At 51.3% G+C, this 14305-nt stretch carries 16 protein-coding genes; 12 read left to right on the plus strand and 4 right to left on the minus strand.

Annotation, left to right across the window (positions count from 1 at the left end; translation table 11 throughout):
- Window positions 1-17 precede the first annotated feature (17 nt).
- Window positions 18-971 (plus strand): carbohydrate ABC transporter permease, encoded by a 954-nt coding sequence (locus tag K3T82_RS04275; protein ID WP_220192249.1) that lies wholly within the window; start codon window positions 18-20, stop codon window positions 969-971.
- A gap of 3 nt (window positions 972-974) precedes the next feature.
- A complete protein-coding gene (locus tag K3T82_RS04280; protein WP_220192250.1) occupies window positions 975-1949 on the plus strand; it encodes a carbohydrate ABC transporter permease in 975 nt (324 codons plus the stop codon).
- A 77-nt stretch (window positions 1950-2026) separates the two neighbouring features.
- On the opposite strand, the gene K3T82_RS04285 is transcribed toward K3T82_RS04280, so the two are convergent.
- Entirely contained in the window at window positions 2027-2263 is a 237-nt protein-coding gene (locus K3T82_RS04285) for a hypothetical protein (protein ID WP_220192251.1), read from the minus strand.
- Window positions 2264-2535: 272 nt separating this feature from the next.
- On the opposite strand from K3T82_RS04285, the gene K3T82_RS04290 reads away from it, so the two are divergent.
- From K3T82_RS04290 to K3T82_RS04330, 9 genes are all read left to right on the plus strand, one after another.
- Window positions 2536-3387 (plus strand): hypothetical protein, encoded by an 852-nt coding sequence (locus K3T82_RS04290; RefSeq protein ID WP_220192252.1) that lies wholly within the window; start codon window positions 2536-2538, stop codon window positions 3385-3387.
- A gap of 70 nt (window positions 3388-3457) precedes the next feature.
- Window positions 3458-3667: a hypothetical protein gene (locus K3T82_RS04295; protein ID WP_220192253.1), complete on the plus strand. Its 210-nt coding sequence runs from the start codon at window positions 3458-3460 to the stop codon at window positions 3665-3667.
- A 371-nt stretch (window positions 3668-4038) separates the two neighbouring features.
- The gene (locus K3T82_RS04300) at window positions 4039-4953 is read left to right on the plus strand and encodes a MerR family transcriptional regulator (RefSeq protein ID WP_220192254.1); all 915 of its coding nucleotides are present in this window, start codon (window positions 4039-4041) and stop codon (window positions 4951-4953) included.
- A gap of 236 nt (window positions 4954-5189) precedes the next feature.
- Window positions 5190-6752, plus strand: a complete 1563-nt coding sequence (locus K3T82_RS04305; RefSeq protein WP_420799289.1) for a PTS transporter subunit EIIC — start codon at window positions 5190-5192, stop codon at window positions 6750-6752.
- A gap of 109 nt (window positions 6753-6861) precedes the next feature.
- The gene (locus K3T82_RS04310; protein ID WP_220192256.1) at window positions 6862-7314 is read left to right on the plus strand and encodes a PTS sugar transporter subunit IIA; all 453 of its coding nucleotides are present in this window, start codon (window positions 6862-6864) and stop codon (window positions 7312-7314) included.
- A gap of 15 nt (window positions 7315-7329) precedes the next feature.
- Entirely contained in the window at window positions 7330-7725 is a 396-nt protein-coding gene (locus K3T82_RS04315) for a PTS sugar transporter subunit IIA (RefSeq protein WP_220192257.1), read from the plus strand.
- Window positions 7726-7801: 76 nt separating this feature from the next.
- Complete coding sequence (locus tag K3T82_RS04320; RefSeq protein ID WP_220192258.1) at window positions 7802-8083, plus strand: HPr family phosphocarrier protein; 282 nt, start codon at window positions 7802-7804, stop codon at window positions 8081-8083.
- Window positions 8084-8090: 7 nt separating this feature from the next.
- Entirely contained in the window at window positions 8091-9797 is a 1707-nt protein-coding gene (ptsP, locus tag K3T82_RS04325) for a phosphoenolpyruvate--protein phosphotransferase (RefSeq protein ID WP_220192259.1), read from the plus strand.
- Window positions 9798-9907: 110 nt separating this feature from the next.
- On the plus strand, window positions 9908-10813 hold the full coding sequence (locus K3T82_RS04330) for a LysR substrate-binding domain-containing protein (RefSeq protein ID WP_220192260.1): 906 nt from the start codon (window positions 9908-9910) through the stop codon (window positions 10811-10813).
- Between the two features lie 2 nt (window positions 10814-10815).
- Here K3T82_RS04330 and K3T82_RS04335 read toward each other — a convergent pair whose 3' ends face one another.
- Complete coding sequence (locus K3T82_RS04335; protein WP_220192261.1) at window positions 10816-11250, minus strand: response regulator; 435 nt, start codon at window positions 11248-11250, stop codon at window positions 10816-10818.
- 280 nt (window positions 11251-11530) lie between these two features.
- On the opposite strand from K3T82_RS04335, the gene K3T82_RS04340 reads away from it, so the two are divergent.
- Window positions 11531-11989 (plus strand): hypothetical protein, encoded by a 459-nt coding sequence (locus tag K3T82_RS04340; RefSeq protein ID WP_220192262.1) that lies wholly within the window; start codon window positions 11531-11533, stop codon window positions 11987-11989.
- A 77-nt stretch (window positions 11990-12066) separates the two neighbouring features.
- On the opposite strand, the gene K3T82_RS04345 is transcribed toward K3T82_RS04340, so the two are convergent.
- Together K3T82_RS04345 and K3T82_RS04350 are read right to left on the minus strand one after the other, a co-directional pair.
- The gene (locus K3T82_RS04345) at window positions 12067-13128 is read right to left on the minus strand and encodes a WD40/YVTN/BNR-like repeat-containing protein (RefSeq protein ID WP_220192263.1); all 1062 of its coding nucleotides are present in this window, start codon (window positions 13126-13128) and stop codon (window positions 12067-12069) included.
- Window positions 13129-13288: 160 nt separating this feature from the next.
- Window positions 13289-14257, minus strand: a complete 969-nt coding sequence (locus K3T82_RS04350) for an ornithine cyclodeaminase family protein (RefSeq protein ID WP_220192264.1) — start codon at window positions 14255-14257, stop codon at window positions 13289-13291.
- Window positions 14258-14305: the final 48 nt, after the last annotated feature.

Raw genomic sequence — 14305 nt, forward strand, 5'->3', positions numbered from 1 at the left:
TATAGAAGGAGAATCTGATGTCTTCATCTGTACCAACTCAGGAGCATGGCTCAATCACAAAGTACACTGCTCGAACTCCTCAAGAGGCGCACGACTGGTACCACACATTTAGAAGAAACCTGAGTGGCTATCTTTTCCTGCTTCCTGCACTCCTCGTCTTTGCGATCTTCGTCTGGTATCCCATTATCTTAGGCTTCATAATGAGCTTCCAGAGTATAGATCTCATCAATCCTTCACTCTGGGTAGGCCTGGCAAACTATCGTCATGTCTTTTCCGATCCTCTTTTTGCCATAGCCTGGCGTAACACTCTGGTGTTTTCGATCTATGCTCTTCTGTCTGGCTATGCGGTTCCGATCATCCTCGCCCTCCTCATTAATGAGATGAGACACGCCAGAGGCTTCTTCCGCTTGATCTTCTATATCCCTGTCATGTTGCCACCTATTGTTACGGTGTTTCTCTGGCGCTGGATTTATAATCCTGACGATGGGCTGTTAAACGCTCTGCTCAATCTCTTACATGTGGCATCTGGAAGCTGGTTAGAAACGCCAGCTACCGCTCTTCCCGCGCTAGTCGTTGTCGCAACCTGGAGCGCCGCTGGCTCGACCATCTTGATCTATCTCGCGGCCCTACAAGGTGTGCCTGCCTCCCTATATGAGGCAGCAGAGATAGATGGCGCAAATCTCTGGCAGCGTTTATGGCATATTACACTACCATCTATCCGCCCTATCATGTTGCTTATGCTCATCCTGCAAATCATCAACACCATGCAAGTATTCATCGAACCATTCACCATGACCAATGGTGGACCCCAGAATTCGACGATGAGTATCCTCCTGCTGATCTATAACTACGCGTTCCAACAAGCGGATTTTGGTGGGGCCAGCGCAATAGGTGTAATACTCTTCCTGGCTCTAGCTGCATTCACACTACTTTATATGCGCTTGACCAGCAAATCAATGCAAGGAGAATAGATCATGGCGCTTCTCATGCAGAATCCACAAGCCCTGCCACCTCAAGGGCCAGAAACCCAAAAGCCACGGCTTCGCAAGAGAGAGACCGAAATAGATATCAGCGAGCGAACACTTGTCTCGCCTTTTGTGCTCAAACAGCCTCTTGGCAAAATGATCTATTGGACAGTCTTCGCACTTCTCCTTATCTCAACTCTCAGTACACTGATACCGCTCTACTGGATGGTTTCTGGCGCGCTCAAATCTAGTATCGAGATATTCCAGACCCCACCAACTTTCTGGCCCGTTCATCCACAATGGGATAACTACATCAACGCCTGGCAATTTCTGAATTTTCCGCTCTACTTTTGGAATACATTGGCTGTGGCGCTGGGAGCCGTGGTGCTACAAATCGCCGTTTCGGCCACAGCGGCCTATGCTCTTGCCAAACTGCGCCCAAAGGGCAAAAATATTATTCAATTCAGCTTCTTCTGTACCTTGATGGTTCCACCAGTCGTCTATCTTATTCCTCAATTCGTCAATATTAGCGATCTCCCGCTTATCCATATCTCGCTGATTGACTCCTGGAGCGGCGTTTGGCTGCCAGAGGCCGCCAATGCATTTAATATCCTCGTTCTCAAGAGCTTCTTTGATACAATTCCTGACGACTTGACCGATGCCGCGCGCCTGGATGGCGCGAACGCGTGGCAGATATTTACACGTATCATTTTGCCACTTTCGCGTCCAGCCCTGGCAGTCATCACCATCCTTACCGTTGTTGCCTCCTGGAAAGATTTCCTCTGGCCCTTGCTGGTTCTTGCTGATGACCAGCTTCAAACATTAATGGTGATGTTTTACCATCAGACGGGACCCAATTCCGGTCTCCCCTTCACCTACCTCATGGCAGGCCTGGTCTTTACAAGCGTGCCTCCTATTATTCTCTTCCTGATATTCCAGCGGCAAATCATTCGTGGCATCAATTTAAGCGGCCTGAAAGGCTAAACACATACACAGAAAGGCCAGCATTGAATTGCACAATGCTGGCCTTGTTATGCTTCTGGATGATATGTAATAAGCTGCTAGGCATCACGATCTCGGATCGATTGTGAGCCCGATTCACGCGCGCAGTGGGCGCAACAATATATGGTGCCACTTGCCTCAACGCCATGACCAACTATGCGGCAACCACAATGCTTGCAGGTTGGAGCCAGGGTAGCAATAGCGCATTCAAAGCTATCAAAAATATGCTTTTTACCGGCCATTGTGACCTCAAAAGCCTTGTCATACTCATTACCACACTTCTCACAATGAGACATGTCTGACCCTCCTTCATTGATTGGCAATACATCTTCCCTTTCCCTCCGCTATTATATACAGAAAGCCAAAAAGCTAGCCGCTTGCTTCCCCACCTCAAGAGAGACACCTCCACAATCCTCATTCTTATGTGCCCTCTTGCAAATATATATTTGCTTCGGGCGGGGTACGTTGTGTGTAGAGACACGAAGGGAACGTACAAGCATAATTTGCCTAAGCGCTCCCCTCTCGCCACATCTATCGTTTTAGCAAGCTTTGAGGAGAGAAACATTTTATGATGCCCTCACATATTGCTCTGATATCAGAGACAGACGCCATTAGCACAGCGGAGCTTACACGTGTCGCAGCCGCACTGCAAAAGCAGGTCACCCGCGACTTTACGCCCTTGTGGAATATCGAAGGTACAGTTGACGCCTTCAGCCGCCTTGAGGATGTCCCCCTGGGGTACAATCCAGTGATCGTTCGCGCCAACGTTCCCGATCATGCTCTCGGCTTCCACTTGGATGAGCAGGGGCAACCCTACGCCATCGTTCAGTATTCACATAGCTGGTCATTAAGCGCCAGTCATGAGGTTCTGGAACTACTAGCCGACGCGTACGGCAATTGCCTGGTCGCAGGACCTTCACTGAAGAAGGATCATGGCCGCGTTCAATATTTACTTGGCATCTGCGATCCTTGTCAGGGTGCTGACTTTGCTTACACCGTTAATGACATTCTCGTTTCTGATTTCGTGACCCCATCCTACTATGAGCCAGTTCGCGCGAATGGGGAGCGCTATAGCTATACCGGCGCTGTTCAGGAGCCTCGCCAGGTCCTGCCCGGCGGATACATCACCTGGTACAATGCCAGCGACGGTCGCTGGTGGCAGTTCCGCCATCTTGGAATCGATGGTGGCTTCGTTGATTTCGGCGCCAGCCAGCAGCATCAGCAGCGCTCTGGCCTGCGCGAATTCATCGATCGCCAGACACCACGCACTCCAATCTCGCGCGGACTTCCCAATGATAGCCGCAAGCTTCAGACCGCACGTGAGGCAGCCTGGATCACTGGCGAAAAGACAGCGATCTATGCTCAAAAGCTTCACCAGCAGATCGATTCGATCATGCACGATGCCTTTGCTCGCGTCTAGTCCCATCACGCGGACCGAAACTTCGTAGATACACGCAAGCTGTCTCTTTAGACACGTAAGGAGTTGATCAATGTGCGTTAGTTGTGGTTGCGGTAAAGTCAATGATAATCATGGTGACAGCCGCAATATCACTCAAACGGATATCAACAGCGCTGCTCAGGCAGCAGGCATCACGCCTCAAGAGGCCGCACAGAATCTTATGGAAATGTGCCAGCGGATGACCTCTGGGTCCACCAGCACACAACGCCCATCACAACACACTAACACAAGCGAGCGATAAACAGATCCTCACTCGCACTTACGTCGCAACAACAGGAAGCCAGGAGAAGCTACATTTCGTACTCTCTCCTGGCTTCCTTTTATGTATACACAGCATACAAAGTTGTATACCATTGACATAGCCTCACTTTCTCTTTAGATTCTAATTGACCTGAAATTTGGTCGAAATGCATCTTGACTTTCACGTCACGGTAAAGTTTATGCTTAATAATAACTTCAACCGGAACACAACGACGCGTTCCACCTCTCTGGAAATCTGGATAGCTTCTTATCCGAAAACCTGAGTGTGTCAACGCTAGCCACGCCAGGGGCATCGCCTCCTCACGTGGAGAATGGTTTTCGTAGCAATCCATAGAGAAGAAGGATAGAGCCTTGTTCAAGATTAGCGATTTCTCAAGGTTGAGCCAGGTGTCCATGCGCACACTTCGCTACTATGATGAGATTGGGCTGCTGAAGCCTGTCCAGGTCGATCCACTTACGGGGTATCGCTATTACTCTATTGACCAGTTACCCCGCCTGAATCGTATTTTAGCCTTCAAAGACCTGGGGTTTGAGCTTTCGCAAATTGTCCAGCTTCTCGATGAAGAGGTTCCTCCAGCCCAGATACGTGGCATGCTTCGCCTCAAACAGGTTGAACTCCAACAGCGTGTGCAAGCGGAACAAGAGCGTTTGGAACGAGTCGAATCTCGCCTGCGACAGATTGAAACCGATGATGCCAGATTAACTCATGAGGTCACCATCAAGAAGGTTAAGCCTCAGATTGTGGCTTCCAGTCGCAAGATCGTTGCTAATATGGTCCAGAGGAATCAACTCGCGAATGAGATGCTCGATTTTCTACAGCGCCATGGCGTCAAACAAGTCGATCATCTCCTCTATATCGAACATGATGGTGGTTACCACGAAGACGACACCGGGGCAGTAGAGATCGCGGTACCCGTCAATAGTTCTTCAGTAGGCAATATCGTCGAGTTGAGTGGAGGGCAAATTACGATCCGCGAACTACCCGGAGTGAATACTCTGGCAACCCTCCTTCACCATGGGAACCCCTCCACGATGATGGAGACCTATCAGGCACTTGGGATGTGGCTTCAGATTAACGACTATACCATCACTGGTCATTGCCGTAAGATCTGCCTACAACGCGATGGTGATCTTGAATCGCACCTTACTGAAATTCAATTTCCCATTGAGAAGCGCGATGGCAATCATACACGCTCAAGTTTTTCTTTCCCTCAACAAACACGCCAGGGGAATACCTCACAGCCCCAGATAACCCATATAGAGTAAAGGAGGTGCAAGTAATACACATGCGAGGCAATGCTCGCCTGCTATTTACAATGGTTGTATAGTATTCAAAACGGCCTTTTTACCATCTTAAATCGTATTGACGACGAAAATGCGCATATGGAGACTCAACGCTAAAAACGAGCCTTCCATTGCGCCAGATTCGCAGCAAAGAGGAGCATAACACAATGAGTATTGGCACTCCCGCCACACAAACTCAGGTTTCCGGGCCCTCCAACATGGGAGTCTGGGACCGCATCCTGGGCGGATTACAGAGCATGGGACGTTCTCTCATGCTCCCCATCGCTGTGTTACCGGCGGCAGCATTGCTGCTCCGTTTCGGGCAGGATGACATGATCTCGCTCCCCTGGATGTCGGCTATTGGGAGCCACACATTTGGCCCCTGGCTGGCAGCGGCAGGCAATGCCGTCTTCAGCAATCTTCCCGCTATTTTCGCGATTGGTATCGCAATTGGTCTCACAGGAGGAGAGGGCGCGGCTGCGCTCGCTGGTATTGTTGGTTTCTTTGTCTTTACATCGGTCTTCAGTGTCGTCATTCCTCAGGTTGACGGCAAGCCTGATCCTCACGTCAGCATGGGTGTACTCTCCGGTATTATGGTTGGTCTGATCACGGCGGGGCTGTATAAGCGCTTCCATGATATACGCCTCCCCGATTATCTGGCATTCTTCGGCGGTAGGCGCTTTGTTCCCATCATCACCGCCTTCACAATGCTCATCCTGGGTATCGTCTTTGGATATATCTGGCCTCCCATCCAGAACGTCATTAACGCTATGGGTACGGCTATTATCTCATCAGGGGCCATCGGCACGGGCATCTATGGCTTCTTGAATCGCCTGCTCATTCCAGTTGGCCTGCATCAGGTCATCAATGTCTATGTCTGGCAGCAGCTTGGCACCTTCCATGATACAGTGCACAACACGACTGTTACAGGTGATCTCAATCGCTACTTCGCTGGAGATCCAACTGCCGGAAACTTTATGGCTGGCTTCTTCCCCGTCATGATGTTTGGCCTTCCGGGCGCATGCCTGGCAATGATCCGGCACGCGAAGTTCCCGAAAGTAGCGGCTGGTATCCTGCTCACAGCAGCCTTCACCTCGTTCCTGACGGGTATTACTGAGCCAATCGAGTTCGCCTTCCTCTTCGTCGCGCCTGTGCTCTTCGTTATTCATGCCCTCCTGACCGGCACAGCTCTGGCGATCTGCACACTCCTGGGAGTCAGGATTGGTTTTGGCTTCTCAGCGGGTCTTATCGACTATGTGCTGAACTACAGCAAGTCAAACACGACTCAGCCACTGCTGCTTCTGCTGATTGGCGTCATTTACGGAGTGATCTATTACTTCCTCTTTAGCTTCTTCATCAAACGCTTTGACCTGGCAACTCCTGGTCGTGGTGAGGCATCGACTGGGATGAGCGCGGACTGGATTCTTCCTGAAAGTCAGCGTGGTCCAAAGCCAACAAAAGGCGCTGTAAGCACAACAACTGAAACCACTGAGGCCGCGTCTGCTGGAGAAGAGGATCAAGACACAGTTCTGGCTCGTCATGTTGTTGAGGCCCTGGGTGGAAGTAGCAATATCCAGAGCGTCGAGGGCTGTATTACCCGCCTGCGCCTTTTCATCAATGAGCCGAGCACCATCGATGAGGATCGCCTCAAGGGTCTGGGTGCGTCAGGTGTTATCAAGCGTGGTAAAGTAGTACAGGTGGTAATGGGAACGCAATCAGATCGCATTGCCAGCCGTATGAACCGTATTATCAAAGAGAAGAGTAGCGTCGAAAACGCTTAGGTCTTATGCGAAACAGGGTCGTGACACGGCGTGCGCTTGAAAGGGTTACCATGTCGCTGTCGCGACCCACTCACTGACTATCGCATAAGTAGTAGAACGAAGGAAACTCATGGCTCGCATTCCTGTCCTGGCACCAATTGACGGTACCGCCGTCGCACTGGAAACTGTTCCCGATGAGGTCTTTGCGCAAAAGATGGCTGGCGACGGCGTCGCCATCGATCCCACCGGAACCATCGCTGTCGCTCCCGTCTCTGGCGAATTGATCAAGCTCTTTCCTGGTGGGCACGCTTTTGGCATTGCCACACCTGAAGGGGTTGAATTGATCGTTCACATCGGCCTTGATACGATTGAACTCAATGGCGAAGGCTTTACGAACATCGCCACGGAAGGGCAGCAGGTTCAAGCCGGAACGCCAATCGTGCGCTTTGACCGTGCCACGATTGAGCGCCTGGGTAGGCCTGTCATAAGTCCGGTCGTCTCATCTGGCACAGGGAGCGTGACTCAGCGCGCTAGCGGAGCTGTCAAGGCCGGACAGGATATCCTTTTTGTGCTAGAAGTCTAAAAGAGAGGAACGGGCTTGATCGGAATAATCCTTGTGTCACACGGATCTCTGGCAAAGGGATTGAAAGATGCTGCCGAAATGATTGTCGGCCCCCAGGAGCGCCTGGTAGCCCTTGGAATGGCCCCCCAGGCAGATCTTGCCGTATTGCGCGACGAAATTCAAATCGCTATCCAGCAAGTGGGAGATCTGGGCGGAGCTCTGATATTGGTAGATATCCTGGGGGGAAGTCCAGCTAACGCTGGCCTGCATCTGGCGAATGACAAGACTCAGGTCATCTGTGGTACGAATTTGCCGATGCTACTTGAGATACTCACCCTCCGAGCGAACTCGACTATTGAGGAACTCGCCAGTATTGCCGTACAGACAGCCAGAGAGGGTATTATTCACCTTAAACCACAAAAGTCTGAATAATGATCGTGCAATTCTCAAGCTCATCAGATATTACCCTATCTTCTCACACAGTGCATTCATAAAAAGGGAGAGACCATTGACAACATCAAAAGAGGTCACAATCGAACACGAAGTCGGCTTACATGCCCGCCCCGCCGCTATCTTTGCCAAACAAGCATCACAATTCACCTCAACCATCTCTATCGAGAATATCACGAAGGGAAGCGCTCCTGTTAACGCGAAAAGCGTACTCCGCCTCCTCTCAGCGGGAATTCAAGCGCATGATCGCTTACGCATCACAGCGGAAGGCGAAGATGCTCAGGACGCGGTGACAGTCCTCTATGAGCTCATTCACCGCAACTTTCAGGAGGCGCAGTAGAAGACATATGTCAACAAGAACCCTGCGTGGCATTGGGGCCTCTCCTGGCATCTCTATTGGCCCAGCTCATCACTATATGGGGCATAAACTTATCATTTCACGCCGTGAAAATGCCAATCCACAGGTGGAGAAGGAACGTCTTGAGGCTGCTCTCTTGCAAGGAAAGCAGGAGATACATGAGCTTGCGCTCCAGGCTCAGGGAAGCGTTGGCGCTCGCGAGGCCGAAATCTTCGAAGCCCATGAGATGTTTCTTTCCGATCCAGACCTCTTAGAGCATGTCCATGAGATGATTGAGCAACAGATAAACGCCGACTATAGTTGGCAGGAGGCAACTAAACAATACGCAGCCCAGATGCGAGCAATAGAAGATCCTTATCTCTCTGCTCGCGCCACCGATCTGGAAGATGTTGCTCAACGCATCCTGCGCATTCTACAGGGAGAACAAGAGCAGAAACCCCACATTACAGAGCCTGTCATTCTTATCGCTCCAGACCTGACTCCCTCTGAAACCGTCACATTTGACAGCCAGAAGATTCGGGCCTTCTGTATCGCAGAGGGTGGACCCACCTCACATGTCGCTATTTTAGCTAAGGCGCTGGGAATTCCCGCTGTAACCGGACTAGGACAGGCCATCGATCAACTACGCGAAGGCGCACAGGTGATCGTTGATGGCACGGCTGGCGAAATATTTCTTGATCCGGACACAGCCACACTCACAGACTATGAGCAGCGAGCACAGACGTTAGCACGCACAAATAAAGATGCTTTTGCCTCTGCTCAGCAGCCCGCGCGTACCGCAGATGATCACCTGATAGAAGTTGGTGCCAATGTGGGGGCACCTGAGCAGGTAGAAGAGGCGCTGCGCCAGGGCGCGGATAGCATTGGTCTGCTACGTACCGAATTTCTCTTTCTAGAGCGAGACAGTGCCCCCTCCGAGCAAGAACAATACACCATTTATCGCGATATCTTCCAGGCCATGCAGCAACGCCCAGTCGTCATACGTACATTTGATATTGGCGGCGATAAACCTGCGCCCTATCTGGAGATGGCAAAGGAGATGAATCCCTTTCTAGGCATTCGTGGCGCGCGCCTGGCTCTGAAGCACCCCCCCCTATTCCAATCCCAACTCTGCGCGCTCCTGCGAGCAGGCGAAGGACATCGCCTACGCATCATGTTTCCTATGGTGAGTACTAGGGAAGAGATTAAAGCACTTCAGGAACAGGTAAAGCAGGCTCAAGCGACATTAGAGGCACGCAAGGCAAGCTACGCGCGCGAGGTAGAGATAGGAATCATGATTGAGGTTCCTTCGGCGGCACTCATGTCAGATGTGCTTGCCCCCCTGGTTGACTTCTTTAGTATTGGAACCAATGATTTGACGCAATATGTCCTGGCATCTGATCGCACCAATGCTACGGTAGCCTATCTGGCTGATGCCCTGCATCCTGCGGTTCTCCGCCTAATACGTATGGTAAGTGATGCCGCTCATGCACATGGCAAGTGGGTAGGTCTTTGCGGCGAACTGGCTGGTAATCCACTCGCTACGCCCGTTTTACTTGGCCTGGGATTGGACGAGTTCAGTATGACTCCTGGCACCATTCCGCTCGTCAAGCAACGCCTGAGACACTATAGCACAACCCAGGCTCGCGATATTGCGCTCCATGCCCTGGATCTTCATGATGCAAATGAGGTTCATGCGTATCTTGCCTCCCTCTAGAATCCCAAAAGAATGCAAAGGGGCTCTGACGAGACACTGGCAATCCCTAGGAGGTGCTATAATGGGCCAGTTGTCAGAATAAAGCATTGACAGAGGCCAAATCGCACATCATGGAACTACGGCATCTACGCTACTTTATCGCGGTCGCGGAACAGCTCCACTTTAGTAAGGCGGCTGAGCAATTACACATCGCACAACCGCCTCTAAGCCAGCAGATACGGCAGCTCGAACAAGAGATAGGTGTTCCACTCTTCCATCGCACACGTCGTAGTGTGACCCTCACCACGGCAGGAGAGGCTTTCCTGGAAGAGGCACGCAAGACCATTGCGCAGGCGGAACGCGCCATCCAGGTCGCGCATCAGGCTCACCAGGGAGAGATAGGTCATCTGGAAATTGGCTTCGTCAGTTCAGCTACAGCAGAGGCCATCCCCGAGCTGATGCAGCGCTTCCACAGGCAAATTCCTCGCGTCGCTATCGGACTGCATGGCATGTTTACCGTGGAAGTGGTACAAGCACTACATACCAAAACAATTCAGGCTGGCTTACTTCACCCACCAATAGCGGATGAAGAACTGACACTCCAGACTATCTGCGATGAGCCGCTCCTGGTAGCACTTCCAGAACACCATCGACTCGCGAGGCAATCTCAGGTCATAATAACGCAGCTCAAGGATGAAGGATTTCTCACCTATCCGCGAGCTTGGAATCCGGGGACCTACGATCAGGCTATCGCGTATTGTCAGCAGGCAGGCTTTACGATGCGGGTCGCGCAAGAGACCAATAGTATGCAAACGACTTTAGGGCTGGTGGCGGCTGAACTTGGAGTTGCCCTGGTGCCTTCTTCATGTCGCTTGTTACGCACCACTGGCGTCGTCTATCGCCCACTAGAAGGCAAACCGCCAACGATGACTCTGGCCCTAGCCTGGCATCCCCTCCACATTACCCCTCCACTCCGCCAATTCATTGCTATAACACTCGACTATGCACAGGAAAAACAGGCATTATCTCAGGTATGAGGTCATTTCGTCGCGGAGGGCAGGACGCTAGAAATAGTGGTCGTGAGGTCCTTGAAAGTGAAGGGCTTTTCGATGAGGCTGGCGTGTGGAGCAATATCAAGAGCCTGCTCAATTTCGTTCTGAGCAGCAGCAGTGCAAAAGATCAAGGGCAATTGGCGCGTCTGTGGAGAGGCCTGCAGGTAACGCAGAACTTCCAACCCGTCAATATCGGGAAGATGCAGGTCGAGGATCAACACATCAACTGGCAACACAGTGCCTGGGCATGTGGTTTGAGATAAAGAAGCTTGCCCTTCGGTAAAAGGCAAACCAGGAAGAAGCGCCTGCAAGCATTCGCTTGCATGGTCATAGACTGTCACTTGATGCCCCGCGTATTGCAGCATCGTTGCGCACAAACGGGCAATTCGTACATTATCTTCAAGCAGTCCAACTTGTGCCATAAATCCGCAACTTTCTCTGGTTGCTTCGACGTTCTGTGATGATTGTATGTTGAAATACGTTCTCTGTCAAGAAAGCACGTTTACGCTCACAGGCATTCTTATTTAGCTGATGTGTGGGTTACTGTATTGTGCTTATACCATCCGGTGAAAAGTGTGAGGGATCGCTGCACCAGTTAGTAACTATCTTTTATGCATGGGGTTTCCCTCTCGACGCCTGCCTCAATATGCAGTACAATCGTAGGCGAAATAATCTACATTCATCAAGCGAGAACAATTTCTAATGAGCGAGAACGAAGCCGCTAGCAAATATCCTCTCAGCGTCGTACGATTCGGTATGGGCAAGGAAATACAGCTCTACCAGGATGAGCTTGTTGTGACCGCTCCAGAGGAAGACAAAGAAGTACGCCTACCTCTGGAAGAGCTGAAAGGTCTGACGCTGGTTCCTGGCGATCCTACTCCTTCCAAGCTTGTGCTTATGGCCGACCTGACTGATGGAGAGACAATTATTCTGGCCGAAGGGATGAGCAACGCCAAGGATTTCCGTGCCATGTTGCCCCAGCTACAAGAACTGCACCCAGAGCTGGAACTAGACCCACCCGACATGGCGGAGCAGTTGCGTCAGGCGCTTAATTCACGCCGCGCCTGGTCTCTCACCTGTTATAGCTCGATTATTCTACTCTGTATCTTTCTCTATCTGCTATATCTGGCAGTCGCCTTCCTTGGCGCTCATCATCCATAGTTAAGAATACTAAATGATCCTGTAAGATGTTGCGCGCAACATCTTACAGGATCATTTAACGAGTCCGAAATCCTTTTCTATCTCTCCTTGTCAGGAGCCCCTCTCCTCTTCTGCTTGCGCTGCAAGAACCAATAGAGCAGACCAAAGAGTACCACCGCGCTCAAAATTGGAAGCAGGCGATCAACGCCAAAACCGCCATTTGTACCTGGATACTGATAGACTGCATCGCGGCTGGCGACAAAGAGAGTAGCGTACTCTTTCCCACCCAGAGCCATAGTATATGCAGGCAGGCCTTTCGGCCAACCAGATGCGATACTACGCCAGGTTTGGCCTTCATCATCACTACGCAAGGGACCGATATTGGTGCCAATGTAGATAGGAACGGAGGTTTGCTGCTGACGGAAATCAACAAGGATGCTAGAAATTTGCAGACCAGGAATAGGTGATCGTCCTTGCTCCCAGTGAGCACCATTGTCGACCGATTGGAAGGTCCCCTTGTTCGTCCCCAGGTAAATCAAGCCAGGTTTTCCACCACCCACAGGAGCAGGCATGACGACATTTGTCTGGAGATCGCCTGGCAAACTGGATGTCAGGTTTATCCAACTCTCCCCCTGATTATCAGAACGATACACACCCGCCGAAGTAGCGGCCCAGAGTTGACGCGAGGTCAGATCATAGGCAAGCTGTTTGATCTGTATGCTAGGAGGCAGGTCAGAGCCAACGCGCTTCCATGTCTTCCCATTATCACCGCTTACATACACCCCTTGCGTGGCCGTCCCTACAAAGATATGTTGAGAACGCACATCATCAAAAGCCAGCGCGGTATAGCTGGTCTGAGGAAGCGATGTCGCCTGACCAGTCAAATTTTGCCAATTTCGTCCATAGTCCGAACTGCTAAATAGTCCCTGTGCCGTCGCGGCATATAAATTCTTGCCAGCGACATCGAAGGCAAGAGATTGAATAGCGCTGCCAGACGCAAGTTTTGCTCCCCTGGCTTGCCAGTGGCTACCGCCATCGGAACTGTTCCATATCTGTCCCTGTTGATCCCCCGCATAGAGCTGGTTGGGATCATCAGGTTGCGCTGCCAGGGCACGCACTTCGCTTTTCTGTAGACTGCTTGCTTGCCAATCACCACCCAAAGCTCCTGTACTTGAGCCACAGGATACCAAAAACAAAGCCAGGGCAACAAGGCAAAGCGAAGCTATGGCCCCAGACCGCAATCTAGACCTCAGACGTGAAATACATACGAGCACGTTATCTCTTCTTCCTCAAACGTGTATTGCTATAAGAAATCCAATCTCAGGAAAGGAGATTCAACTCCTCACCAAGGCCTTGCGCACATGCCAGATGATAGACATGAGCAGCAGTCACAACATCTTCCAGAGCGATACCCAGCCCCTTATACAAGGTGATATCTTCGGGTGTCTCGCGCCAGGGTCCATCATAGCGTTCACTACTAATCACTTCCGCCAATTCATAGACGCTATTCCAATCAAATAGCCCCTCGTTAGCGGGAATGATTAGATCTCCTGCCTCCTCCATGGCCTGTTCAAGTGAGTCCGTCACGACTAGAGAACTGCGCTGAAGGGTTGTAAAATCGATCTCGCGCTTACGCGACCAGTTTGAGCCAATAGCGTTGATATGGCAACCTGGTTGAAGCCATTCCCCCTGGAACACTGGCTCCCCCGCAGTTGTCGCGGTGATGATGATATCAGAATCGATAACCGCCTCACGAGCCGTAGGAACAGGAATAACCTCTACGCCTAACACCTGCGCCATCTCGCGACAAAACCGCTCACACATCTGCACATCGCGGCTATATACACGTATCGATGCAATATCCAGAACAGCACACACACCCATAAGCTGAGTGACTGCTTGCTTGCCAGAGCCAAACAATCCGACTACGCGCGCATCTGGACGTGCCAGATATTTTGTCGCGAGCGCGCTGACCGCGCCAGTACGCATCGCGCCAAGCCATTCAGCCTCGACAATTGCCTGTAAGCGTCCATCACGCGCACTATAGAGCATGACAACAAAGCGCACACCATCACGAAAGGCAGTATACGTCTTGTATCCCAGCACACCGAAAGTCGGTGCCGCGGCAGCTAGAATATTCAATACTCCATTTGCCAATACAAGCCGATTGCGTGGCTGATTAATGACCATTCCCTGTGCCTGAGCGTTGAAAGCCTTCTCCAACACCGCCACCGTATCTTGCATGCTCAAGAGCATACGCACATGCTTCTCACGCAGGACCAAAGCCATAGACAAAATCTCTACTTCAATGATGGGCGCGTCCAATCAAACAGGCCA

Origin of the sequence: Ktedonospora formicarum, from assembly GCF_016587355.1 — a bacterium.
Lineage (GTDB): Bacteria > Chloroflexota > Ktedonobacteria > Ktedonobacterales > Ktedonobacteraceae > Ktedonobacter > Ktedonobacter formicarum.

Bases quoted from the DNA above. Each gene is read 5' to 3' on its own strand.
- K3T82_RS04290 (WP_220192252.1), top strand. From the start codon at position 2,536: ATGATGCCCTCACATATTGCTCTGATATCAGAGACAGACGCCATTAGC.
- K3T82_RS04350 (WP_220192264.1), bottom strand. From the start codon at position 14,257: ATGGCTTTGGTCCTGCGTGAGAAGCATGTGCGTATGCTCTTGAGCATG.
- K3T82_RS04310 (WP_220192256.1), top strand. From the start codon at position 6,862: ATGGCTCGCATTCCTGTCCTGGCACCAATTGACGGTACCGCCGTCGCA.
- K3T82_RS04335 (WP_220192261.1), bottom strand. From the start codon at position 11,250: ATGGCACAAGTTGGACTGCTTGAAGATAATGTACGAATTGCCCGTTTG.
- K3T82_RS04295 (WP_220192253.1), top strand. From the start codon at position 3,458: ATGTGCGTTAGTTGTGGTTGCGGTAAAGTCAATGATAATCATGGTGAC.
- K3T82_RS04275 (WP_220192249.1), top strand. From the start codon at position 18: ATGTCTTCATCTGTACCAACTCAGGAGCATGGCTCAATCACAAAGTAC.
- K3T82_RS04330 (WP_220192260.1), top strand. From the start codon at position 9,908: ATGGAACTACGGCATCTACGCTACTTTATCGCGGTCGCGGAACAGCTC.
- K3T82_RS04305 (WP_420799289.1), top strand. From the start codon at position 5,190: ATGGGAGTCTGGGACCGCATCCTGGGCGGATTACAGAGCATGGGACGT.
- K3T82_RS04280 (WP_220192250.1), top strand. From the start codon at position 975: ATGGCGCTTCTCATGCAGAATCCACAAGCCCTGCCACCTCAAGGGCCA.
- ptsP (WP_220192259.1), top strand. From the start codon at position 8,091: ATGTCAACAAGAACCCTGCGTGGCATTGGGGCCTCTCCTGGCATCTCT.
- K3T82_RS04285 (WP_220192251.1), bottom strand. From the start codon at position 2,263: ATGTCTCATTGTGAGAAGTGTGGTAATGAGTATGACAAGGCTTTTGAG.
- K3T82_RS04340 (WP_220192262.1), top strand. From the start codon at position 11,531: ATGAGCGAGAACGAAGCCGCTAGCAAATATCCTCTCAGCGTCGTACGA.